Genomic DNA, 22220 nt, shown 5'->3' on the forward strand with positions numbered 1-22220 from the left:
CCGTGCGGTTACGCCGTCTTCTGCTCCCCCGGGCCGCGTCCGCGCGCGTCCCTCGGGATCAGGGTCGGGTTCACGTTCTTCAGGACGACGTCCACCGTGATGACGACGCGGGCCACGTCCTTGCGGGACGGGACCTCGTACATCACCGCCTGGAGGACCTCCTCCATGATGGCGCGCAGGCCGCGGGCGCCGGTCTGGCGCAGGATCGCCTGGTCGGCGATGGCCTCCAGCGCCTCGCGCTCGAAGTCCAGCTCCACGCCGTCGAGTTCGAAGAGGCGCTGGTACTGCTTGACGAGGGCGTTGCGCGGCTCCACCAGGATCTGGAGAAGGGCCTCGCGGTCGAGGTTGTGGACCGACGTGATGACCGGGAGACGGCCGATGAACTCGGGGATCATGCCGAACTTCACCAGGTCCTCGGGCATGACGTCCTCGAAGCGGTCCTTCGCCTCCAGCTCCTTCTTGGAGCGGATCGTGGCGCCGAAGCCGATGCCCTTGGCGCCCGCACGGGACTCGACGAGCTTCTCCAGGCCCGCGAAGGCACCGCCCACGATGAACAGGACGTTCGTCGTGTCGATCTGGATGAACTCCTGGTGCGGGTGCTTGCGTCCGCCCTGCGGCGGGACGGAGGCCGTCGTGCCTTCGAGGATCTTCAGCAGTGCCTGCTGGACGCCCTCGCCGGACACGTCACGCGTGATCGACGGGTTTTCACTCTTACGCGCGACCTTGTCGATCTCGTCGATGTAGATGATTCCGGTTTCGGCCTTCTTGACGTCGTAGTCCGCCGCCTGGATCAGCTTCAACAGGATGTTCTCGACGTCCTCGCCGACATACCCCGCCTCCGTCAGCGCCGTCGCGTCGGCGATGGCGAACGGGACGTTCAGCATGCGCGCCAGGGTCTGCGCGAGGAGGGTCTTGCCGGAGCCCGTGGGGCCCAGCAGAAGGATGTTCGACTTGGCCAACTCGATGGCGTCGTCACGGTTCTGCCCGGCGCTGTTCTCACCGGCCTGGACCCGCTTGTAGTGGTTGTACACCGCGACGGACAGGGCCTTCTTGGCCGACTCCTGACCGACTACGTACCCCTCGAGGAACTCGTAGATCTCGCGAGGCTTGGGGAGTTCCTCCCACCTGACCTCGCTCGTCTCCGCGAGTTCTTCCTCGATGATCTCGTTGCAGAGATCGATGCACTCGTCGCAGATGTACACACCGGGGCCTGCGATGAGCTTCTTGACCTGCTTCTGGCTCTTGCCACAGAACGAGCACTTGAGCAGATCGCCGCCGTCACCGATGCGTGCCACGGTGTGCTTCCCCTTCGCCTGGGAGACGCCTAGGTCCAGCGGCTCCTGGTGCTGCCTTATGTCCGACGGTACCTTGCCTGGCCCCTCGTTCGGGCCCCCCTTGGCGCGGTTCACTTTGTCGTGCTCCGAGTCAAACCGTGCCAAGGGGCGGCAGACGCCACAGCTTCTGCGTCCACCAGTACGTCAGCGGACGCTGGCGTTGTTCATTTTCCGAGTGGAAATGATCTGATCGATCAGGCCGTACGCCAGCGCGTCCTCGGCCGTGAGGATCTTGTCGCGCTCGATGTCCTCGCGGATCTTCTCGATCGGCGTGGTGGAGTGCCTGGCCAGCATGTCCTCCAGCTGAGCACGCATCCGGAGGATCTCGTTGGCCGCGATCTCCAGGTCGGAGACCTGCCCGCGACCGGTCTCGCTGTACGGCTGGTGGATCAGCACGCGCGCGTTGGGCAGCGCCATGCGCTTGCCCGGCGTACCGGCCGCGAGGAGGATCGCGGCGGCGGAGGCCGCCTGGCCCATGCAGACCGTCTGGACGTCCGGCTTCACGAACTGCATCGTGTCGTAAATGGCCGTGAGAGCCGTGAAGGAGCCACCGGGGCTGTTGATGTAGACCGAGATGTCCCGGTCGGGGTCCATCGACTCCAGGCACAGCAGCTGTGCCATGACGTCGTTGGCGGAGGCATCGTCGATCTGCACGCCGAGGAAGATCACGCGCTCCTCGAAGAGCTTCGCGTACGGGTCGTACTCACGCACGCCCTGCGAGGTGCGCTCGACGAAGCGCGGGATGACGTAGCGGGATTCGGCGGCGGGACCGGTGTACTGGGCCTGAGCGGCCTGGGCCGCCCTCGTACGGTCGTAGAGGCCGCTGCCGGGGAAGTCGTTCACGGTGTCTCCTGAAAGGGGCTTAGGCGGGGGCTGGAGGGCGTCGGGGCGCTTACGCCGCTGTGCCGCCGCCGCCCGGGATGCCTGCGGCCGTGGCGATGACGTCGTCGATGAGGCCGTACGCCTTGGCCTCCTCGGGGTCGAACCAGCGGTCGCGGTCCGAGTCCCGGGTGATCTGCTCCATGGTCTGGCCGGTGTGCTGCGCGGTGAGCTCGGCCATGCGCTTCTTGGTGTGCAGCAGCCGCTCGGCGTGGATCTTGATGTCCGACGCCGAACCCGCGAGGCCCGCGGAGGGCTGGTGGATCAGGATCTCGGCGTTCGGCAGGGCGAAGCGCTTGCCGGGCGTACCCGCGCTGAGCAGGAACTGGCCCATCGAGGCGGCGAGACCCATGGCGATGGTCATCACGTCGTTCTTGATGAACTGCATGGTGTCGTAGATCGCCATGCCGGCCGTGATCGAACCGCCCGGGCTGTTGATGTAGAGGTTGATGTCCTTGTCCGGGTCAGCGGCGGCGAGGAGCAGCAGCTGCGCGGTGATCTTGTTCGCGATGTCGTCGTCGACCGGCTGGCCGAGGAAGATGATCCGCTCGTTGAGCAGCCGGTTGTAGACCTGGTCGCCGAGGCCACCGCCGATGGAAGGCTCGCCGGCGGCGGAAGGCATCAGATTCGTCACGTCGTATCCACCTGCTCGTATTACGACGGCGCCGGGCCGTCTCACGTGTTCTGCCGGGGCGTGGGGCTGTCCGGCCGTTTTCGGGGACTCCCCTGCCCTCGTATTCATGGACCCTAACGCGCGGGTCCCTCCAGGGAATCCCGGGAAAGGAACTGTTCGCTGTGAGCGCATGCGCTCCGCTGGGTTGAGCAGGGTTTCCGGTGTGGGTCGGCTGTGCGGTGGCCGGGGTTTCGGTGGGCGTCACGGGGCTCCCGCCCCGGGCCCCGGGTGCTTCTCGCCGTGGCTCCGCCGGGAGTGGGCGGATGGTGGTCCGTCGTGGCTTGTCGCGCAGTTCCCCGCGCCCCTATGGGGCGCGTCCCCGTGGGCGCGGACGGCAACGGGCCCCCGGGGACCGAAGTCCCGGGGGCCCGCCTTGTGCGTGTTTCAGAGGTGCCGGGGATTTCAGGCCTCGGGCTTCTCCTCCGGGGCTTCGGCGGCCTCGGCCTCGACGGCCGGGGTCTCCTCGGTGGCGGCCTCGGCCGTCTCCGTGGTCTCGTCCTCTTCCTCGTCGTCGAGGTCGATGATCTCGCCGTTGGTGTCCTTGACCGTGGCGGCCTCCACGACGACCGCGAGGGCCTTGCCGCGGGCGACCTCGCCGACCAGCATCGGGACCTGGCCGCCCTCGACGACCGCCTGGGCGAACTGGTCGGGGGACATGTTGGAGGAGGCGGCGCGCCGCATGAGGTGCTCGGTGAGCTCCTCCTGGTTGACGTTCAGCTTCTCCTTGTTGACCAGCTCGTCGAGGACGAACTGGGTCTTGATGCCCTTGACCGCGGCTTCCTTGGTCTCGGCGTCGAACTCCTCGACCGTCTTGCCCTGGATCTCGAGGTACTTCTCGAGGTCGAGGCCCATCTGGCCGAGCTGGTGGTGCTCCAGGTTGTGCTTACGGGTGTTGATCTCGTCCTCGAGAAGCTTCTCGGGGACGGGCACCTCGACGAGCTCCAGCAGCTTCTCCAGGACGCGCTCCTGGGCCTGCGTGGCCTGGTCGTACTGCTTCATGTTCTCGAGGCGCTTGCGGCTGTCCGCGCGCAGCTCCTCCAGGGTGTCGAACTCGGAGGCGAGCTGGGCGAACTCGTCGTCCAGGGCCGGGAGTTCACGGGCGGCGACCTGGGTGACCTTGACGGTGACCTCGGCCTCCTTGCCGGCCGCGGAGCCACCCTTGAGCTCGGAGGTGAAGGTGGCCTCGCCACCGGCCTCCACGCCCGTCACGGCGGCGTCGACGCCTTCCAGCAGCTCGCCGGAGCCGATGGTGTAGGAGACGCCGGTCGCGACGCCGTCCTCCAGCACCTCGCCGTCGACCTTGGCCTCCAGGTCCAGCGTCACGACGTCGCCGTCCTCGGCGGCACGCTCGACCGGGGAGGTGGAGGCGAAGCGCTCACGGAGCTGCTCGACCGACTTGTCGATGTCCTCCTCGGTGACCTCGATCGCGTCGACCTCGACCTCGATGCCGGAGTAGTCCGGGATCTCGATGGTCGGGCGGACGTCGACCTCGGCGGTGAAGTTCAGCGTCTCGCCGTCCTTCAACTCCGTGATGTCGACCTCGGGCTGGCCCAGGACGTTGAGCTCGGCCTCGTTGACCGCGTCGGTGTAGAACTTCGGGAGCGCGTCGTTGACCGCCTCCTCCAGGACCGCACCGCGGCCGAACCGCTGGTCGATGATGCGCGCCGGGATCTTGCCCTTCCGGAAGCCCTTCACCGTGACCTGCTGGTTGATCTTCTTGTACGCCGCGTCGAGGCTGTCCTTGAGCTCCTCGAAGGGCACCTCGATGCTGAGCCGAACCCGGGTCGGGTTCAGGGTCTCCACGGCGCTCTTCACGGTTCGGTCTCCTTGGGGGCTGACTTCTTGGGGTTCTACTGAGGGGTTCTGCTGATTGTCCTGCTTGCCGGACGCGGCGGAGCCTCAGCGGATTCGCGGCCCTTGAGGGACGTAAACAACGCAGACACACGGGCGCGCAGTCTGCATAGTAGCCGCAGGCGGTACACGCCCCAAAAGGTGATCTTGAAGATGATCCTGCCGGTGGTCCGGCACGATGGTCGGGGTGGCGGGATTTGAACCCACGGCCTTCCGCTCCCAAAGCGGACGCGCTACCAAGCTGCGCCACACCCCGTCTGGTGCGACACGTAGGGTACATGCCCGCAGGCTACGTCGTTGCCGCATTTCAGGAGCGGAAACAGGGTGTGCGTCGAGGGGCCCCGAACCGCTACGATGCTTTCTGTGCCGCGGTCACGCTGACCTGCGGCGCACGCGTGCGGGCGTAGCTCAATGGTAGAGCCCTAGTCTTCCAAACTAGCTACGCGGGTTCGATTCCCGTCGCCCGCTCTCTCTCGCCGCCGGCCCGGTTCCTCGGAACCGGGCCGGTCGCGTTTCCCGCGGCGGCCGGACCCTGTGGCCTGCGAGGTCTGCCACTGCGGTCAGAACTGGATCTCGTTGATCGTGTCCGCTATCGAGTTCAGGAAGCGTTGGATGTCGTCCGCCATCCCGGTCGAGGCGAGGAAGAAGCCGAAGAGGATGGCGACGACCGCCGGGCCCGCCTTGATCGTGCCTCCGCGAATCAGCACCACCAGGATGATTCCCAACATCAGCACCACTGACAACGAAATGGCCACACTGATCACACCCTATGGTCGGTCCGCTCTACCGGCCCAGGGATGCTTTCCCTCGCACCCCCGCCAGATCCATCGTGCCACCAACGAGGCCGCCGTATGCGGCCGGTGACGCATCATCGACCCCACGGGACCGATTTATCCGCACAGAAAACCAAGAGCGCATAAATCTGTTCTTTATGCGCGATTAGACTGACATTTGCGACTCTAGAGGCCAAGCAGTGCGCGCATTTTGGCGTATTTCTCGGCCAGGCGGGCGCGGGTCGGGGCGTCCAGTACCGCCAGGCGGGCCGGGTCCGCGTTGTGCGCCAGGTCCGCCTCCTTGACCAGGAGCGCGCCCGGGGTGTCGAGGATGCGCCGGGCGTACGCCTCGGGGGCCTCCCCAGCACGCTTGGTGACGGCCAGCACGATGTCCTTCGTGCGGCGGGACAACTCGGCCTTCTCCAGCCACTGTTCGGACAGTGCGTCGTCCTCCACGGCGTCGTGCAGCCAGGCCGCCGCGATCTGCTCGTCGTCGCCTCCACGCTCGCGTACGCCCTCCGCGACGGCCTGGAGGTGCTCCGCGTAGGGGCGGCCCGCCTTGTCCGTCTGCGCGGCGTGTGCGGCTCGGGCGGTGGCCTCTACTTCGGCCAGGGGCAGGGGTGTTGGGGGCGTTTGGGGGTTCGGTGGGTTTCGGGTCATCCGGTCAGTGTGGGGCTCTGGCGGGCCGGAGGGTTTCGGGGGGCGTCCGGCAAAGCGGGCGTTGACGGTTTCTTGGTGCCTTCTTGGCCCTCGCGTCGAACGGGCTACGGGTGTGGGTGTGAGTGTGGGGGCGGGCCGGCGCCTGAGGGGTAGCTGGTGGGCGGCAGACCCCGGGGGGGGGTGGGAAACGTCGGGTCAGATCGTTGCCTGGGCCGTGGGGCCCTCTCGGCAGACCAGGAGGAGGGCCCTGTCGTCGTTCACGTCCTTGGCGACCGCCTCGATGAGGTGCCAGGCCGCGCCGTGGAAGCCGCCGGCGACGTAGCGGTCGGCCTCGCCCGTCAGGCGGTCGATGCCCTCGACGATGTCCCGCTCCGACGTTTCGACCAGGCCGTCCGTGAACAGCATCAGCACGTCCCCGGGGCGCAGCGACCCCTTCACGGGGTCGAACTGGGCTCCGTCGTACACGCCCAACAGCGGCCCCTCCGCTGCCTTTTCCTCCCAGCGGCCCGTGCCCGCGCTGAGCTGGAGGCCCGGCGGGTGGCCGGCCGAGAAGAGTTCGTAGTCGCCCGAGTCCAGGTCCAGGACGAGGTGGATCGAGGTCGCGAAGCCCTCGTCCCAGTCCTGGCGGAGGAGGTAGCCGTTCGCCGCCGGGAGGAAGGCGTGGGGCGGCAGTGAGCCCAGCAGGCCTCCGAAGGCGCCGGACAGCAGGAGGGCTCGGGAGCCCGCGTCCATGCCCTTGCCGGAGACGTCCGTCAGGACGACCTCCATCGTGCGGCCCCCGTTCGTACGGGCCGCCACCACGAAGTCGCCCGAGAACGACTGGCCGCCCGCCGGGCGCAGCGCCATCTCCCGGTGCCAACCCTGGGGCAGCTGCGGCAACTTGCTCTGGACGCGGATGCGTTCACGCAGGTCGAACAGCATCGTGCCGCCGCGTCGCCAGGGGACCCCGACCCTGCTGCGGAACTGCGCGATCAGCAGGCCGAAGAATCCGCAGGCTGCCACCACGAGGACCACACCGGGGGTGACCCGGGAGGGGCCTTCCGTGTACGGGCCCAGCTTCACCGACTCCACGATGAGTGCCGTCGCCGCCGCCGCGTACAGGCCGAGCAGGCTGGCCGGGCGCAGCAGGAGGCCGCCCGCGACGATCGGGAGGACGAGCGCCGACGGTGAGCACCACACCGAGTTGGCGAGGGTCGTGGCCGCGATGATCGGGATCATGATGAGCAGACCGGCGAGCGCGATCCAGTCCGAGCCGTCGCCCCGGAAGTAGTCCACGGCGGATCTGCGCAGGCCGGTGCGGACCCGGTGAAGCTGCTTCTTCATCCGGGCCGTGAACGTCTCGGCCTCCGCGCGCCGCTCTCGTCCTGCTGCCATTAGTTCGGGACCCTATCCATCGGACCAGCTGCTTGGCACGGGAGGTCCCACTTGTCCCCCGTCCGAGCTTCAACTTCACAGTGAAACCCACCGGAGGCCGGTCCGAGGCCACGAGGGAGAAATTCCCTCGCTCGTCCCGCATTGCCCTGGTAGTCATGGTCTATGACGACCTCCAGAACCTCCGACGCGACCGACCTGCGGGTACTTCGGCCCGACGACTGGGATCAGTGGTACGACAACCTGCTCCGCGCCTTCGGCGGAATGCCGGAGTCCGCCGAGGAGCGGGAGTTGTGGAAATCACTCACCGAGTACGACCGTTTCGTGGGCGTCTGGGACGGTGACGCGTGTGTGGGCAGTGCGGGTGCCTTCACTTTCCGGGTAACCGTACCGGGTGGTGCCTCCGTGCAGGCGGCGGGCGTCACGATGGTCGGCGTCGCCGGCACGCACCGCAGGCGCGGGGTGCTCACGTCGATGATGCGGCGTCAGCTGGACGACGTACGGAGCTGGGGCGAGCCGCTGGCCGTGCTCACGGCGTCCGAGCCCGCCATCTACGGGCGGTTCGGGTACGGGGCCGCCACCTACTCGCTGACCTTCGAGATCGACACGACGCGGGTGCGGCTGGAGGTGCCGCCCGGCGCCGATGACGTACGGCTGCGGTATGCCGTACCGGCCGAAGCCCTCGACGCCTGTGAGGCGGTGTACGCGCGGCGGGTGCCGGAGCGGCCCGGGATGCTGGCGCGGATGCCCGGCTGGGAGCGCGTGATGGTGCTCGATCCGGAGAGCGAGCGGGACGGTGCGTCGCCGTTGCAGTGCGTCGTCGCCGAGCGGGGCACGGATGTCGTGGGGTTCGCCCGGTTCCGGATCAAGCCCGACTGGGATGTCACCGGGTCCAACAGCTCGGTTGTCGTCGAGGACGTGGAGGCGCTCGATGCCGCTTCGCACGGGGCTCTGTGGCGGTTCCTGTTCGGGATCGACCTGACGTCGAAGATCGTCGCGCGCGGGCGGCCGGTCGAGGAGCCGTGGCATCACATGGTGTCGGACATCCGGCGGTGCGCGCTGCGCAGGCGGGACGCGCTGTACGTACGTCTGGTCGACGTGGGGGCCGCGTTGGAGGCGCGGACGTATCAGACGCCGGTGGATGTCGTGTTCGACGTCGAGGACGCGTTCTGTCCGTGGAACTCCGGGCGGTGGCGGCTGACCGGCGATGCCAAGGGTGCCGTGTGCCGGCGTACGGAGGACGCGGCTGATCTCGCGCTGTCCGTACGGGAGTTGGGGGCCGCCTATCTGGGCGGCGTGCCGTTGGCCGGGCTGGGGGCCGCCGGGCGGGTGCGGGAGATCCGGCAGGGGGCGCTGGCCGAGGCCTCGGTGGCGTTCGGGTCGGTGGTGGAGCCCTGGCTGTCCCACGGGTTCTGAGTCCGGGCCCCCGGGTACCGTGCGTGGTCCTCTACCCGCGCTGGCAGGTGGGGCACCAGAAGAGGTTGCGGGCAGCGAGGTCGGCGGTGCGGATCTCGCCGCCACAGACGTGGCAGGGCAGGTTGGCCCTGCGGTAGACGTAGACCTCACCGCCGTGGTCGTCGACGCGCGGCGGGCGGCCCATCGCCTCCGGGGTGTGCTCCGGGCGGACGGTGTCGATGCGGTTGTTGCGCACGCCCTCGCGCATGAGGGCGACCAGGTCGTTCCAGAGCGCGTTCCACTCGGCGGGTGTGATGTCCCTGCCGGGGCGGTACGGGTCGATGCCGTGCCGGAAGAGGGCCTCGGCGCGGTAGACGTTGCCGACGCCCGCGATGACCTTCTGGTCCATGAGGAGGGCGGCGATCGTCGTACGACTGCGGCTGATGCGGGCGTAGGCCGTGCTGGGGACCGCGTCACGGCGGAGGGGGTCCGGGCCCAGGCGGTCGTGTATCGCCTGCTTCTCGGTGTCCGTGATGAGGGCACAGGTGGTGGGGCCCCGGAGGTCCACGTACGCGGTGTTGTTCGCGAGTCGGAGGCGGACCGTGTCCGTGGGAGGCGGGGCGGGGGCGTCGCCGAAGTCGACCTTGCCGAAGAGGCCCAGGTGGATGTGGACCCAGTCGGCTTCGCGGAAGCGGAGGAAGAGGTGTTTGCCGTGGGCGTCGGTGTGGGTGAGTTCCGCGCGGTCGAGGAGGGCGGCGGCGTCGGAGAACTTGCCCTGGGGGCTGGTTACTTGGGGTGCTGTGCGTAGGAACGCGGCGCTGTAGTCCTGGGCCAGGCGGTGGATCGTGTGCCCCTCAGGCACGGGTGCTCCTTCTTTGTCCGCGGGTGGGTGGGGGTTGCTGTGGGGGTGTTTTCGCCCCCGCCGCCCCTACCCGTCCCATCCCCTGGGGGCTGCGCCCCCAGACCCCCCTATCGCGCTGAACGCGCTCGTCCTCAAACGCCGGACGGGCTGGAGAGTGCCGGCCGGAGGCTAGTCCTGCGGGTGGTGTGCCGGGATCGCAGGCAGGTCGCCTGTCGTCTCGTACGCCGACAGCATGTCGATGCGGCGGATGTGACGGACGTCCTCCGAGAACGGCGTCGCCAGGAACGTCTCCACGAACTTCGTCGCCTCGTCCTGCGTGTGCATACGGGCGCCCACCGCCACCACGTTGGCGTTGTTGTGCTGACGGCCCAGCGACGCGGTCTCCTCGCTCCAGGCCAGCGCCGCGCGCACGCCCTTCACCTTGTTCGCCGCGATCTGCTCGCCGTTGCCCGAGCCGCCGATGACGATGCCGAGGGCGTCCGGGTCGGCCGCCGTGCGCTCCGCGGCGCGGAGGCAGAAGGGCGGGTAGTCGTCGAGGGCGTCATAGATGTGGGGGCCGCAGTCCACGGGGTCGTGGCCGGCCTCCTTGAGCCACTCGACGAGGTGGTTCTTGAGTTCGAAGCCCGCATGGTCGGAGCCGAGGTACACGCGCATGGTCCGAGTGTGACATGTCTGTTTCGGGGAAGCAGCGTCGGGGGTTGATCGCGAAAAGCAGTGGCAACACCACGAAACCTCAAGAAAACCTCAAGTAACGATCTGGATTCAAAGGTTCACCAATCTCTTTGCCTCCGATTCACTGGACCGACCGTTTACGCCGTCCCCAACCGGCGCGCTTACCCGTTCACCCGGCGCAAAGGAATTCCCCCATGACCTCGCAGCCGCCCTCCGGTCTTCAGGCCGGACTCAAGAACCGACATCTCTCGATGATCGCCATCGGCGGTGTCATCGGGGCCGGGCTCTTCGTCGGTTCCAGCTCCGGTATCCGTACCGCCGGGCCCGGCATCCTTCTCTCGTACGCCCTCGTCGGCACGCTCGTCGTGCTGGTGATGCGGATGCTCGGCGAGATGTCCGCCGCCAATCCGACCTCCGGTTCGTTCTCCGCGCACGCCGACCGGGCGCTCGGGCGCTGGGCCGGGTTCTCCATCGGCTGGCTGTACTGGTTCTTCTGGGTCGTCGTGCTCGCCGTGGAGGCGACCGCCGGTGCCACCATTCTCGAAGGGTGGGTCCCCGCCGTACCGCAGTGGGCCTGGGCGCTCATCGTGATGATGGTGCTGACCGCCACCAACCTCGTCTCGGTCGGTTCCTACGGCGAGTTCGAGTTCTGGTTCGCCGGTATCAAGGTCGTCGCCATCAGCGCCTTCGTCGTCATCGGCGGGCTCGCCGTGTTCGGCGTGCTGCCCGGTGTCGACAGCGACAAGGCGGGTCTCTCCAACCTCACCGACCACGGCGGTTTCCTGCCCAACGGGCCCGGCGCCATCCTCACCGGCGTGCTGCTCGTCGTCTTCTCCTTCATGGGGAGCGAGATCGCCACGCTGGCCGCCGGTGAGTCCGAGGACCCGCAGCGGGCCGTCACCAAGTCCACCAACAGCATCATCTGGCGGGTCGGCGTCTTCTATCTCGGGTCGATCTTCGTCGTCGTCACCCTGCTGCCGTGGAACGACCCCTCGATCAAGGAGAAGGGCTCGTACGTCGCCGCCCTCGACTCCCTCGGTATCGCGCACGCCGGCCAGATCATGAACTTCATCGTGCTGACCTCGGTGCTGTCGTGCCTCAACTCCGGGCTCTACACGGCCTCCCGCATGGCCTTCTCGCTCGGGCAGCGCGGTGACGCGCCCAAGGCCTTCGCGCGGACCACCTCCCGTGGCGTGCCGCTCGCGGCGATCATCGCCTCGGTCGTCTTCGGGTTCGTCGCCGTCTTCTTCAACTACAAGTTCCCCGACTCGGTCTTCCTCTTCCTCGTCAACTCCTCCGGCGCCGTCGCCCTGTTCGTCTGGCTGGTCATCTGCTTCTCGCAGCTGCGCATGCGGAAGATCATCGAGCGCGAGTCCCCGGAGAAGCTCGTCGTGCGGATGTGGCTGTACCCGTATCTGACCTGGGCGACCGCCGCCCTCATCGTGTTCGTCCTCGGCTACATGCTCACCGACACCGAGCACGACGGGCGCGAGACGGTGCTGCTCTCGCTGCTGGTGGCGGCCGTTGTACTCGCCATCGCCGTCGTCCGGCAGAGGACCGGGCGCGGATCGGCTGCCGTCGACGGCCGTCCGGGCACGCACACTGTCGATGACGGCGACGATGTCAACGACGTCGTCAAGGTCGGCTGACGCTGACTCCGTAGGTTCAACACGCAAGATCGATGCGTTGGTTCGATGCGTAGTGGCTTGAGTGGTCGGGGAGTTGTTCACAGGACGGTGAACGACTCCCTGACCTGTTCGTAGGTCCGTACCGCCTGCTCCTCGATGTCCTGGTGGTACCAGGTGCTGATCTGGTACGACTTCCCCTCCACGTCGAAGCCGAGCAGCCTGGCGTGCCAGTGGATGCCGTCCAGGGTGAAGGTGTACTCCCAGACGACCGCCGGGTGATCCTGGTACGTCGTCTCCGCGAGGCTGATCTTCGTGTAGTCCTGGCCCTGCCGGGCGTTGCGCTCGGACTCCTCCCAGGTCTCCAGCAACTCGCCTCGCGCGAGGGAGGACTTGGCGAGGAGTTCCTGTTTGCCGTCGGGGGACGTGTAGTGCACCTCGGCGCCCGTCTTCACGTCCCGGCGCCAGCCCTCGGGCGTCGCCCACGCGTATCCGCCCGCCTCCTCGTGCGCGCCGGGCGGCAGGCTGCGCGGGCGGTAGGTGCCCTCGACGGTGGGTTCGGGGGAGCTGGGGGTGGGGGTGGGAGTGTCCGACTGCGGGGTCGAGGGCGCATACGAGGCCGAGGCTTCGCGCGATGATCCGGGCGTCGCCTTGTTCTTGTCGCCGGGTGATCCTGCCGTCGCCGCCAGGACCAGCCCGACCACAACGCCCGCGGTGACCACACCCGCGGCCACCATGCCCATACGGCGCCGGCCCCGGTCACGACCTCGCCGGGGGTCGTACGGGACCGCGGGGCCCGGCAGTTCGCCGGGCGGCATTCCCGGTGGTGCCGCTGTCCGCGTGGCCGTCGGGAGGGCGGCCGCATGACTCGGACCCGGCCGCCTCTCCGTCACCGCCTGCGCGTGTGCGAGGCCCTGCGCGTTGCCCTGCCCTCGGATCAGGGAGATCCCGGCCCTGCGCATTCCGCCGGGGCCCGGTGGCGGGGCCACCGGCCGGGCGGGGATCGCCGAACCGACCTCGGATCGCATCTCGGAGGGGACTTCGGTGGAGGCGTTGGAGGCCTCGGGGGACGGGGTTCCCAGGACCGGGGTGGCCGTCGTACGTGCGGTGGGCACCGCGTCCGTCGGCGTCGATGAGGGCTCGGGGTCCCGCTGCTCCCCCTCCGGTTCCTGCGGTTCCTTCGGTGACTCCGGTTCCTGCGGAGGCTGCTCACGTGGCTCCCGCGCGGCCCTTACCAGCGACGCGTCCAGGTACGCGGGTGTCTGTGCGTCCTCGTGCGCCTGTACGGGAGTCGGGGGCGCCGTCTCCGGGCGCGCGGTCGGTATCTCCGGCGTCCCGAAGGTCTCCGGGTCCCTCTCCTCCCGCTCCTGCCTGTCCTCCCCGTGTTCCTCCTCGGGGGGCGGTGCCGGAAACGCCACCGGCCGCAGGACCCGCTCCACGTCCTCCAGTGCGGGCCTGGCCGACGGTTCCTTCTCCAGGAGGGCGGCCAGGATGTCGTGCAACGGGCCTGCCGCAGCCGGGAGTTCGGGGTCCTCGTACAGGACCGCGTGCAGAGTCGCCAGGGTCGTTTCGCGGGAGAACGGGGAGCGGCCTCCCAGCGCAGCGCAGAGTGTCGCGCCGAGCGACCACACGTCGGACGGCGGGCCCTGGTGCTGGCCCGACACGCGCTCCGGTGCCATGTAGTCCGGGGAGCCGACGAGCATCCCGACCATCGTGAGGGCCTTCGCGTCCTGGATGGCGGCGATGCCGAAGTCGGTGAGGACGACCCGTCCGTCGCGTCGTTCCACCAGGACGTTGCCCGGTTTGATGTCGCGGTGCAGTACGCCCCCCGCGTGCACCTGGCGCAGCGCGGAGACCAGGCCGAGGCCGAGGCGGGCCGTGTCTGCCGGGCCCAACGGGCCGTCCTGGACCAGGAGTTGTTCGAGAGAGCGGCCGTCGACCAGCTCCATGACGATCCACAGCCGTTCACCCTCGTCCACTACGTCGTACACGCGCACGACGTTCGGGTGGTCGATCCGGGCCGTCGCCCTGGCCTCGCGGAGTGTGCGTTCGCGGCGGGTTCGGGTGTCCTCCGCGTCGAGTCCGTCGATCCGCATTTCCTTGACGGCCACCGGCCGGTCGAGCATTTCGTCGACGGCCCGCCACACCCGCCCCATTCCCCCCTGTCCGATACTTTCGACCAGCCGATATCGGCCCGTCACCACCAGACCTGGAGCACCGCCGCCCATATTCCCCCGCAATCCCCTGCACCCCCTCAACGCACGCCCCACCAGAACCACAATGGTCACACTTTGTGCCGTACCAGCATAGTGGCGGTAAATCTTGTGGTACCTCTTCATGGACTGCGAATTCAGGCGCAGTCCAGGGGGATCCAAGGGGGACGAACATGAGTTCTGGTCGAACGACGGCCATCGCGGGATCGCTGCTCACGGCATCTTTCTCGGCCGTGATGATCCTTTCCTTCTCCGCCGGCGCGGATGACCAGGGGCCCGCAAGCAGCAAGGGGGGAAAGGCCGTTGACGCGGCGCCGACGGGCGTCAAGTTGACCACCCAGTTGCCCGAGAGCATCTCGGTCGACAACAGTTCGAAAGAAACAGCTCTTACCGCCACGGTAAAGAACGAGGGGAGCAAGGACAGCGGCGACATCAGGCTTTTGGTCGTCGGATTCGACGGTATGACGGTCAAGAACGTTCAGGGCTGTTCGGAGATTGCCGAAGGGGATCTCCCGGAGGGTTCGAACAGCGGTTTCAACTGTGCCGTCGGCAATCTCGCCGCCGGTAAGTCGAAGTCGTACGACGTCGACGCGACGTTCGATCTGGGCAAGACCGGAAAGATCTGTCTGCCCGTCCAGACGGCCGACAGTTCGAAGACGTTCTGGCAGCAGGGCCCGGTCCCGTTCGGTACGAACAACCCGTCACCGAACGCCCCGGCCACTCCCCTGCTGCTCGGCACCGACAACAAGCCGGTGGCACCCGGCGGCGACGAACTGCCGAGGACCGGCCCCGCGCGCGACCTGCTCCCGCTCGGCGGCGTCGGCGCGGCGCTGCTGTCCGCCGGGGCGGCGGGCATGTGGTGGTCGCAGCGGCGGCCCCGGCAGCCGCAGGGCTGAGCGGGCCGGAAAGCGGAAGATCCGGGATGCCGTGTGCGGCATCCCGGATCTCGTCAACAGCCAGCCATCCGTACGGAGTTCAGCGGTCGAGGAACTTCCAGGCCGTCGGCAGTACGCCCATCGCCAGAGCCGCCTTCAGGGCGTCGCCGATCAGGAACGGCGTCAGGCCGGCGGCGATCGCCGCGCTCACGCTCATGTCGGCCGCGAGTGCGAGGTACGGGACGCCGATCGCGTAGATGATCGCCTCGCCGAGCAGCATCGTGCCCGCCATGCGCGGCATCGAGCGGTCGGCGCCGCGGCGGGCCAGGGCGCCCACGGCGGCGGACGCGAGCAGCATGCCGAGGATGTAGCCGAAGGACACCGACATACCCGAACCACCCTCCGCGAACCACGGCACGCCCGCCAGACCCGCCAGGGCGTAGACGACGAGGGCGGCGAGGCCGCGGCCGGCGCCGAGTGCGGTGCCGACGAGGAGCGCGGCGAAGGTCTGCCCGGTCACCGGCACCGGCGAGCCGGGCACGGGGACGGCGATCTGGGCGGCGATCCCGGTGAGTGCGGCACCGCCGAGCACGAGCGCGGCGTCCCGGACGCGGGAAGCGGGGAGCAGGTCGGCGAGGACCTGGCCGGGGCGGGCGGGGGCGACGGCGGTTGCCATGGGGGACTCCGCGGGGACGTGGGCGGCAAGGGACTTTGTGACGCTATCCCAGCGCCCTCGGGCCGATCACCGTCAGTGCTCGACAAAGGGGACGACGGCGACTTGGTGGGCTCCGGACAAAGGATGGAGGTTACACCCGGTACGGCGTGACGCCGGTCACTGAGGTGAGGTGGTGTGGGCTACGGGGGCACGGCGGGCGGCCTCTGTAGAGTTCCGCCAATCCGGCCGCAGGCCTGTGCATCTCCCGGACCCGGTCCGGGGAGGGGGGCGACCCCTGCTCGGCCCCGGCCGGTACCCCTGCCCTGACATGTGCCGTCTCGCCCGTCGGTCACCGTCTGTGCAGCGTCGGCCCGTTTTGCTAGCTTCGAGCTCATGGTCGCCCAGTCCCGGTACTTCTCGTCGCGTCGCTATGTCGACCTGCGACGCGTGGGCACGGCCACCTGTCGCCGCCCCGGGTGAGGCGGCTCCGGCGCGCCTCGCTCCACAGGACCCCCCGGGCCTTCATGGGCCCCCGAGTCCTCACGAGACGGCGCAGTGTCGGACCAGTTCCCCGAGGATGATCGCCATGCCCCGTGCCGCGGCACCCACCCTTGTTTCCCCCTCTCCCTCCCCCTCTCCTTCATCTCGCAGTTCCTCTCCTCGTACCTCCTCTCCTCGTACCTCTTCCTCTCGCACCGCGCCGTCCCGCGTGCCCCGTGCCGCCGATTCCGACCGGCGCAGGACGAGCGCGAGTGTCGTGCTGCGGTCCGTGCTGGAGCACGGGCCGGTGGCGCGCAGCACGATCGCCAGGCTGACCGGGCTGTCACCGGCGTCGGTGACGGACTACTGCGCACGGTTCACGGAACTCGGCCTGATCCACGAGGAGTCGGTGCCCCGGCGGTCGAACGGGGTGGGGCGTCCGCACGTCCCCGTCGACGTGGACTCCTCCGGGTTCGTGGTCGCCGGTGTGCATGTGGCGGTGTCGTACACGACGGTCGCGCTGCTGGATCTGCGAGGTCGGGTGGTGGCCCGGCGCGAGCTGGAGCACGAGCACACCGATCCGGGGCGGGTGCTGGCGCGGGCCGCCGAGGGGCTGCGGGCGCTGCTGGACGGCGCCCCCGGCCGCCGGGCCCTCGGTGTCGGCGTGGCCGTCGGTGGCTGGGTGGACCGGGAGTCCGGGACCGTCGTCGAGCACCCGATGCTGGGCTGGCGGGACGTGGCCGTGCGTGACGTGCTCCGTGCCCGCACCGGACTGCCGGTCCATGTGGACGGGCACGCACGGGCGTTGGTCAACGCGGAGCGGCTGTTCGGGCCGGCGCGGGGCAGTGGAAGTGTGCTGCACCTGTTCGTCGGCAACGTGGTCGACGCGGCGTTCGCGACCAACGACGAGGTGCACCACGGACCGCGCTCACAGGCCGGCGCCATCGCCCATCTGCCGGTGCCGGGCGGTACGGAGGTCTGCGACTGCGGGCGTACGGGCTGCCTGCAGGCGGAGTTGAGCGAGCGGACGCTGTGCCGGCGGGCGCGGGAGGCGGGTGTCGTCGACACCACGGACTCCCTCCGGGTGGTCGCGGCGGCGGCCGGGGGCGACCAGGCCGCCGTGGGGCTGCTGGTGCGGCGGGCGAGTGCCGTGGGGCGGGCCACGCGGCTGCTGCTCGACGTGCTGAATCCGGAGACGGTGGTCGTGACCGAGGTCGGGATCATTCACCGGGAGGACTGCCTCGCGGCGCTGCGTGAAGGGGTCGGCGCGGAACGCGCGGCCTCTGTCGTGCCGACCAGTTTCCCGGATTCGGTACTCGCGGTGGCGGGCGGTTCGGTGGCACTCGATGTGCTGTACCGGGATCCGTTGGCCGCTTCACCTCCGGCTATTTAATTCAGAAACTCCGAATGTTGACAGGGACCACGCGTGACCTGGAACATCTTGCTCATGAGCCCTTTCGTGAGCTGTCGCACCCTCTGTTGCTGACACGTCGCCACTGTTGCTGACACGTTGCCACGTGTGAAGCGCTCATTTCCTTCTGTGCTTTCCGCACGCTCCGCGCCTTCCGCGCCCCCTGTTCTTCCTGCCTCTCCTGCTCTTCCTTGCGTGAATTCTGTTTTCCGGGTCTCCTCCTGCCTCGAATTCCGCATGCGTTCATGCCTTCCGAACTCACGGAGTCCTCCCATGCCTTCTTCTCCCGTGCCGGGTGTCGACCGACGGCTCTTCCTCACCTCCCTCCTCGGTGCCGCGGCGGGCGTCGCCGGGTTGAGCGGCTGCGCGAACAGCAGTGCCGCCGCCGATTCCAAGGGCGCCTCGACCGCTCCGCTCGCCGACAGGGTCCCGGCCGGTACGAGCCTGAAGATCTCCTCGTATTCGGGCACCCAGCAACTGCAGTTCAAGCTCGGCAAGTTGGGAGATCTGCCCTTCAAGGTGTCGAGCTGGGAGAACATCTCCGCCGGTCCCGATGTCATCAACGCTTTCCGCTCGGGTTCCCTCGACCTCGCCAACAACGCGGGCATTCCGCCGATCCAGGCGCATTTCCAGGGTTACGACGCGAAGATCGTCGCGATCAACATCACCCGCAAGCCGAACTATCTCTTCGCCACAAAGCCCGGCAGCGACATCCGGTCGGTCGCGGACTTCAAGGGCAAGAAGCTCGCCTTCTCGCAGGGGCAGGCCCAGGGTGTCGTCCTCCTTCGGGCGCTGGAGAAGGCCGGGCTCGCGTACGACGAGGTCAAGCTCGTCCCGCTGACCAGCAACCAGTTCTTCACCGCCCTGCAGTCGGGCCAGGTGGACATCGCGCCGCTGGCCATCGCCCAGGCGCCCGCGTACTTCCAGCAGTACGGCGCCAAGGGTGCCCGCAGCATCGACACTGACGTGGTCGACCTGCTCAGCCTGCTGTGGGCGCCGGTCTCCGTGCTGAACGACCCCGCGAAGGCCGCCGCGGTCGCCGCGTACATCCCGTACTGGGCCAAGGGCCTGGTGTGGACGTACGAGAACCCCGACATCTGGAACGAGGAGTTCTACGTCAAGACGCAGAACCTGACCCTCCCCCAGGCACAGGCGATCACCGAGCTCGCCAACAAGCCGCTGTTCCCGCCGAGTTGGGCCGAGGCGATCAAGTGGGAGCAGGAGACCGCCGATCTGCTCGCGGAGGGCGGATTCGTGAAGAAGTTCGATGTGAGCTCGCTCTTCGACCACCGCTTCGAGGGCATCGCGGCGAAGTCCGTGGCTGCGGAGTACCAGCGGTGACCGCCGTGACCACGAGCGCCTCCGCCGGCACCGCGGCCCCCGCATCCCCCGCGCCCGTCGCGGCCACCGAGGAGAGCGGCTCCCAGGTCCGCAGGCGGCGCCGTCTCTCACCGGGCAGGCGTCTGCCGGCCGCGCCGCTCGTCGGCCCGGCCCTCGTCCTCGCCCTGTGGGCCGCCGCCTCCGCCGCCGGACAGCTCGACCCGGCCGCGATCCCGGCGCCCTGGACCGTGCTCAGGACCGGCGTCCATCTGTGGACCGACGGGACCCTGCCGAACGACATCCTGACCTCGCTGCGGCGGGCCGCCTCCGGCTTCGCGATCGGGCTGGTCGGCGGTGTCCTCCTCGCCCTGGCCGCCGGGCTCAGCCGGGTCGGCGAGGCGCTGATCGACGGGACGGTCCAGCTCAACCGGGCGATCCCGGCCCTGGGTCTGATCCCGCTGTTCATCCTCTGGCTGGGCATCGGCGAGACGTTCAAGGTCGCGATCATCGCCATCGTCGTCTACATCCCGATCTACCTCAACACACATGCCGCGCTGTCCGGCATCGACAGCCGTTTCGTCGAACTCGCCGAGGTGCAGGGGCTGTCGAGGTTCCAGTTCGTCCGGCAGATCGTCGTTCCCGGTGCGCTGCCCGGATTCTTCGTGGGACTCCGGCTCGGCGTGACCGGCTCCTGGCTGGGGCTGGTCGTCCTGGAGCAGATCAACGCCACCAGCGGACTCGGCTACATGATGTTCCAGGCCCAGAACTACGGCCAGAGCGACGTCATCCTGGTCGGCCTGGTCGTCTACGGCATCTTCGGCCTGGCGTCCGACAGCGCGGTCCGTCTCATCGAACGGAGGGTGCTGTCATGGCGCCGCACACTGAGCAACTGACCCGGTCCGCCGTCCGACTCCGGGGCCTGACCCGGTCGTTCGCCGGGCGCAAGGTCCTCGACGGAATCGACCTCGACATTCCGGCCGGGCAGTTCACGGCCCTGCTCGGGCACAGCGGCTCCGGCAAGAGCACCTTGCTGCGGGCGGTCGCGGGCCTCGATCACGAGGTCGAGGGCAGTGGTCAACTCACCGCGCCCGAACGGGTCTCCGTGGTCTTCCAGGACTCACGGCTGCTGCCGTGGCGGAGGGTACTGGACAACGTACTACTGGGGACGGACGGCAAGGAGGCTGCCGCGAAGGGCCGGGAGGCTCTCGCGGAGGTGGGTCTGAAGGGGCGGGAACGTGCCTGGCCCAGCGAGCTGTCCGGCGGGGAGGCGCAGCGGGCCGCGCTGGCCCGGTCGCTGGTCCGCGAGCCCGAACTGCTGCTTGCCGACGAGCCGTTCGGGGCGTTGGACGCGCTGACGCGCATCAAGATGCACGCGTTGCTTCGGGAGTTGTGGCGCAGGCATCAGCCGTCGGTGCTGCTGGTCACGCACGACGTGGATGAGGCGATCGTGCTGGCGGATCGGGTGCTGGTGCTGGAAGAGGGGCGGATCGCGGTCGACCTGGTCGTCGATCGCGAACGGCCGCGGGACGAGTACCGGCGGGTGTTGCTGGGGGCGCTGGGGGTGACGTCCGACGTCCGGTGAGTGCCCTTGTCTCGCCCCCGCCGCCCCTACCCGTCCCATCCCTCCCCCAGAGGGGGGACCCCCACTGGGGGCTGCGCCCACAGACCCCCCAACGGCCCTGAACGGGCCTGAACGGGCCTCGTCCTCAACCGCCGGACGGGCTGAAATGCCCGGCCCGGCGCTCGTAAGCCCTCCTGGCACCTGTCCAAAGCAAAGGACACAACACCCATGACCCGCCAACTCCACCTCAACGCCTTCCTCATGACCACCGGACACCACGAAGCCTCGTGGCGGCTCCCGGAGAGTGACCCGTACGCCCATGTCGAGCTGGACCACTACGTGCGGCTCGCCCGGATCGCGGAGCGAGGCACCTTCGACTCGCTGTTCCTGGCCGACAGCCCCCAGCTGTGGGGCAGCGTGGGGCAGCGGCCCGCGGGTGCCCTGGAGCCGCTCACCCTGCTGACTGCCCTGGCCACGGCGACCACGCACATCGGCCTGATCGCGACCGCCTCGACCTCCTACAACTCCCCCTACAACCTGGCCCGCAAGTTCGCCTCGCTCGACATCATCAGCGGGGGCCGGGCCGGCTGGAACATCGTCACCACCGCCGGTGCCGAGGCCGCCCGCAACTTCGGTCTCGACGCGGAACCCGCCCACGCCCAGCGGTACGCCCGGGCAGCCGAGTTCCTCGACGTGGCTCTCAAGCTCTGGGACAGCTGGGAGGACGACGCGATCGTCGCCGACAAGGCGGCCGGCGTCTGGGGCGACGACGCGAAGGTCCATCCGCCCCAGCACCAGGGGACGTACTTCAGCGTCGAGGGCGCCCTCAACGTGCCGCGCTCGCCCCAGGGTTACCCGGTGCTGGTGCAGGCCGGGTCGAGCGAGGACGGCAAGGCGTTCGCGGCCCGGTACGCGGAGGCCGTGTTCACCGCCCAGCAGACCATCGAGGACGCGCAGGCCTTCTACGCCGACCTCAAGTCCCGTACGGCGGCGGGCGGTCGCGACCCCGACCACATCAAGGTGCTGCCCGGCATCGTCCCGGTGCTCGGTTCCACGGAGGCCGAGGCGCTGGCGAACGAGCAGGTCCTGGAGGACCACATCGTGTACGCGCACGGCGTGGGCAACCTGGAGAACCTGCTGAAACTCCCCGCCGGGACACTGGAGTTGGACGCCCGGCTGCCGGCGGACCTGCCGCCCGAGAGCGCGATCGAGGGTGCCAAGAGCCGCTACACGCTCGTCGTCGAGCTGGCCCGGCGCGAACGTCTCACCGTGCGGCAGCTCATCGGGCGGCTCGGCGGCGGGCGCGGGCACCTCACCTTCGCCGGTACGCCCGAACAGGTCGCCGACGAGATCGAGACCTGGTTCACACGGGGTGCCGCCGACGGCTTCAACATCATGCCCGCGGTCCTGCCCTCCGGGCTCGAAGCCTTCGTCGACCACGTCGTCCCGATCCTGCGCGCCCGCGGTCTGCTCCGCGGTGAGTACGGGCCGCGCCAGACCCTGCGGGAGCGCTACGGCCTCCCGCGTCCCGCGAACCAGTACGTCAGCCCCGCCTCCGCATCCACATCCGCGTCCGCACCCGCCCTCGTCTGACGACCCCTGAAAGGAAC

General features: G+C 68.9%; 19 protein-coding genes and 2 tRNA genes. 9 read left to right on the top strand and 12 right to left on the bottom strand.

The window, feature by feature from the left end:
- Positions 1-8 precede the first annotated feature (8 nt).
- From clpX to OHN74_RS13965, 5 genes are all read right to left on the bottom strand, one after another.
- Positions 9-1295 (bottom strand): ATP-dependent Clp protease ATP-binding subunit ClpX, encoded by a 1287-nt coding sequence (gene clpX / locus OHN74_RS13945; RefSeq protein ID WP_327694890.1) that lies wholly within the window; start codon positions 1293-1295, stop codon positions 9-11.
- Positions 1296-1478: 183 nt separating this feature from the next.
- Positions 1479-2177, bottom strand: a complete 699-nt coding sequence (locus OHN74_RS13950; protein ID WP_055534822.1) for an ATP-dependent Clp protease proteolytic subunit — start codon at positions 2175-2177, stop codon at positions 1479-1481.
- A gap of 49 nt (positions 2178-2226) precedes the next feature.
- Positions 2227-2835, bottom strand: a complete 609-nt coding sequence (locus OHN74_RS13955; RefSeq protein ID WP_189149023.1) for an ATP-dependent Clp protease proteolytic subunit — start codon at positions 2833-2835, stop codon at positions 2227-2229.
- Positions 2836-3288: 453 nt separating this feature from the next.
- Positions 3289-4701: a trigger factor gene (tig, locus tag OHN74_RS13960; RefSeq protein WP_327694891.1), complete on the bottom strand. Its 1413-nt coding sequence runs from the start codon at positions 4699-4701 to the stop codon at positions 3289-3291.
- A gap of 215 nt (positions 4702-4916) precedes the next feature.
- A tRNA-Pro gene (locus OHN74_RS13965) sits at positions 4917-4993 on the bottom strand.
- A 141-nt stretch (positions 4994-5134) separates the two neighbouring features.
- On the opposite strand from OHN74_RS13965, the gene OHN74_RS13970 reads away from it, so the two are divergent.
- A tRNA-Gly gene (locus tag OHN74_RS13970) sits at positions 5135-5205 on the top strand.
- 92 nt (positions 5206-5297) lie between these two features.
- On the opposite strand, the gene OHN74_RS13975 is transcribed toward OHN74_RS13970, so the two are convergent.
- From OHN74_RS13975 to OHN74_RS13985, 3 genes are all read right to left on the bottom strand, one after another.
- Positions 5298-5492 carry a hypothetical protein gene (locus OHN74_RS13975; RefSeq protein WP_006383514.1) on the bottom strand — a complete coding sequence of 65 codons (195 nt, stop codon included), beginning with the start codon at positions 5490-5492 and terminating at the stop codon, positions 5298-5300.
- 204 nt (positions 5493-5696) lie between these two features.
- Positions 5697-6170, bottom strand: coding sequence for an HD domain-containing protein (locus tag OHN74_RS13980; protein ID WP_327694892.1), 474 nt, complete (start codon positions 6168-6170; stop codon positions 5697-5699).
- A 195-nt stretch (positions 6171-6365) separates the two neighbouring features.
- Entirely contained in the window at positions 6366-7544 is a 1179-nt protein-coding gene (locus tag OHN74_RS13985; protein ID WP_327694893.1) for a PP2C family protein-serine/threonine phosphatase, read from the bottom strand.
- A gap of 162 nt (positions 7545-7706) precedes the next feature.
- Between OHN74_RS13985 and OHN74_RS13990 the strand changes: the two genes are divergently transcribed.
- Positions 7707-8957 (top strand): GNAT family N-acetyltransferase, encoded by a 1251-nt coding sequence (locus tag OHN74_RS13990; protein ID WP_327694894.1) that lies wholly within the window; start codon positions 7707-7709, stop codon positions 8955-8957.
- Between the two features lie 31 nt (positions 8958-8988).
- Here OHN74_RS13990 and OHN74_RS13995 read toward each other — a convergent pair whose 3' ends face one another.
- Both OHN74_RS13995 and OHN74_RS14000 read right to left on the bottom strand, forming a co-directional pair.
- Entirely contained in the window at positions 8989-9798 is an 810-nt protein-coding gene (locus OHN74_RS13995; protein ID WP_327694895.1) for an Fpg/Nei family DNA glycosylase, read from the bottom strand.
- Positions 9799-9966: 168 nt separating this feature from the next.
- Complete coding sequence (locus tag OHN74_RS14000) at positions 9967-10452, bottom strand: ribose-5-phosphate isomerase (RefSeq protein ID WP_327694896.1); 486 nt, start codon at positions 10450-10452, stop codon at positions 9967-9969.
- A gap of 212 nt (positions 10453-10664) precedes the next feature.
- On the opposite strand from OHN74_RS14000, the gene OHN74_RS14005 reads away from it, so the two are divergent.
- Complete coding sequence (locus OHN74_RS14005) at positions 10665-12119, top strand: amino acid permease (protein WP_327694897.1); 1455 nt, start codon at positions 10665-10667, stop codon at positions 12117-12119.
- 77 nt (positions 12120-12196) lie between these two features.
- Here the strand turns inward: OHN74_RS14005 and OHN74_RS14010 are convergent, their stop codons facing one another.
- The gene (locus OHN74_RS14010) at positions 12197-14251 is read right to left on the bottom strand and encodes a serine/threonine-protein kinase (RefSeq protein ID WP_327694898.1); all 2055 of its coding nucleotides are present in this window, start codon (positions 14249-14251) and stop codon (positions 12197-12199) included.
- A 230-nt stretch (positions 14252-14481) separates the two neighbouring features.
- On the opposite strand from OHN74_RS14010, the gene OHN74_RS14015 reads away from it, so the two are divergent.
- On the top strand, positions 14482-15204 hold the full coding sequence (locus OHN74_RS14015; RefSeq protein WP_327694899.1) for a hypothetical protein: 723 nt from the start codon (positions 14482-14484) through the stop codon (positions 15202-15204).
- A 79-nt stretch (positions 15205-15283) separates the two neighbouring features.
- Here the strand turns inward: OHN74_RS14015 and OHN74_RS14020 are convergent, their stop codons facing one another.
- Positions 15284-15859: a biotin transporter BioY gene (locus OHN74_RS14020; RefSeq protein WP_327694900.1), complete on the bottom strand. Its 576-nt coding sequence runs from the start codon at positions 15857-15859 to the stop codon at positions 15284-15286.
- Positions 15860-16424: 565 nt separating this feature from the next.
- Here OHN74_RS14020 and OHN74_RS14025 point away from each other — a divergent pair.
- The 5 genes from OHN74_RS14025 (at position 16425) to OHN74_RS14045 (ending at position 22203) form a co-directional block, all read left to right on the top strand.
- Positions 16425-17711, top strand: coding sequence for an ROK family transcriptional regulator (locus tag OHN74_RS14025; protein ID WP_327694901.1), 1287 nt, complete (start codon positions 16425-16427; stop codon positions 17709-17711).
- 291 nt (positions 17712-18002) lie between these two features.
- Positions 18003-19070 (top strand): ABC transporter substrate-binding protein, encoded by a 1068-nt coding sequence (locus OHN74_RS14030; RefSeq protein ID WP_327694902.1) that lies wholly within the window; start codon positions 18003-18005, stop codon positions 19068-19070.
- On the top strand, positions 19067-19942 hold the full coding sequence (locus OHN74_RS14035; RefSeq protein ID WP_327694903.1) for an ABC transporter permease: 876 nt from the start codon (positions 19067-19069) through the stop codon (positions 19940-19942). The genes OHN74_RS14030 and OHN74_RS14035 overlap by 4 nt, the downstream gene beginning before the upstream one ends.
- Positions 19918-20631 (top strand): ABC transporter ATP-binding protein, encoded by a 714-nt coding sequence (locus tag OHN74_RS14040; protein ID WP_327694904.1) that lies wholly within the window; start codon positions 19918-19920, stop codon positions 20629-20631. Before OHN74_RS14035 ends, OHN74_RS14040 begins: the two co-directional genes overlap by 25 nt.
- Positions 20632-20838: 207 nt before the next feature.
- The gene (locus OHN74_RS14045; RefSeq protein ID WP_327694905.1) at positions 20839-22203 is read left to right on the top strand and encodes an LLM class flavin-dependent oxidoreductase; all 1365 of its coding nucleotides are present in this window, start codon (positions 20839-20841) and stop codon (positions 22201-22203) included.
- The last annotated feature ends 17 nt before the right edge of the window (positions 22204-22220 follow it).

The sequence above is a fragment of the Streptomyces sp. NBC_00459 genome (assembly GCF_036013955.1).
Classification (GTDB): Bacteria; Actinomycetota; Actinomycetes; order Streptomycetales; family Streptomycetaceae; genus Streptomyces.

Coding starts and splice junctions, on each gene's coding strand:
- OHN74_RS14020 (WP_327694900.1), bottom strand. CDS start 15,859: ATGGCAACCGCCGTCGCCCCCGCCCGCCCCGGCCAGGTCCTCGCCGAC.
- OHN74_RS14040 (WP_327694904.1), top strand. CDS start 19,918: ATGGCGCCGCACACTGAGCAACTGACCCGGTCCGCCGTCCGACTCCGG.
- OHN74_RS14015 (WP_327694899.1), top strand. CDS start 14,482: ATGAGTTCTGGTCGAACGACGGCCATCGCGGGATCGCTGCTCACGGCA.
- OHN74_RS14045 (WP_327694905.1), top strand. CDS start 20,839: ATGACCCGCCAACTCCACCTCAACGCCTTCCTCATGACCACCGGACAC.
- OHN74_RS14030 (WP_327694902.1), top strand. CDS start 18,003: ATGCCTTCTTCTCCCGTGCCGGGTGTCGACCGACGGCTCTTCCTCACC.
- OHN74_RS13990 (WP_327694894.1), top strand. CDS start 7,707: ATGACGACCTCCAGAACCTCCGACGCGACCGACCTGCGGGTACTTCGG.
- OHN74_RS14025 (WP_327694901.1), top strand. CDS start 16,425: ATGCCCCGTGCCGCGGCACCCACCCTTGTTTCCCCCTCTCCCTCCCCC.
- OHN74_RS13955 (WP_189149023.1), bottom strand. CDS start 2,835: ATGCCTTCCGCCGCCGGCGAGCCTTCCATCGGCGGTGGCCTCGGCGAC.
- OHN74_RS14005 (WP_327694897.1), top strand. CDS start 10,665: ATGACCTCGCAGCCGCCCTCCGGTCTTCAGGCCGGACTCAAGAACCGA.
- OHN74_RS13985 (WP_327694893.1), bottom strand. CDS start 7,544: ATGGCAGCAGGACGAGAGCGGCGCGCGGAGGCCGAGACGTTCACGGCC.
- OHN74_RS13980 (WP_327694892.1), bottom strand. CDS start 6,170: ATGACCCGAAACCCACCGAACCCCCAAACGCCCCCAACACCCCTGCCC.
- OHN74_RS14000 (WP_327694896.1), bottom strand. CDS start 10,452: ATGCGCGTGTACCTCGGCTCCGACCATGCGGGCTTCGAACTCAAGAAC.
- OHN74_RS14010 (WP_327694898.1), bottom strand. CDS start 14,251: ATGGGGCGGGTGTGGCGGGCCGTCGACGAAATGCTCGACCGGCCGGTG.